1 pseudogene is annotated in these 264 nt (G+C 36.4%); it reads right to left on the bottom strand.

The window, feature by feature from the left end:
* Nucleotides 1–264 (bottom strand): annotated as a pseudogene (locus M3205_RS26085) (IS5/IS1182 family transposase); the annotation flags it as partial.

Here is a 264-nt window from a genome sequence, read left to right as displayed (position 1 = left end):
CGACAAAATCAATCAATTGTTTACGAACTTGTTTCGGATATTTGCGCTCACTTCTTAAGGCTTTTCGTTCAGGAATGTCTGAAGTAGCTTCAATTTTTTTATCATACTCGGTGACAACTTCGTCTACCTTTTGAACCAATTGAGCGAGTTCTTCCACTGATAATTGTTCGTCGGTTTCCCGTTCCATTTCTGGGATGATTTCATTCTTAAGGAGTTCATTATATAACTGGTTGGACTTTTCCATTAAACCTTTATGATATTTCT

It is taken from the genome of Cytobacillus firmus, from assembly GCF_023715565.1.
Lineage (GTDB): Bacteria > Bacillota > Bacilli > Bacillales > Cytobacillaceae > Cytobacillus > Cytobacillus firmus_C.
This window is presented reverse-complemented; position numbering and strand designations above follow the sequence as displayed.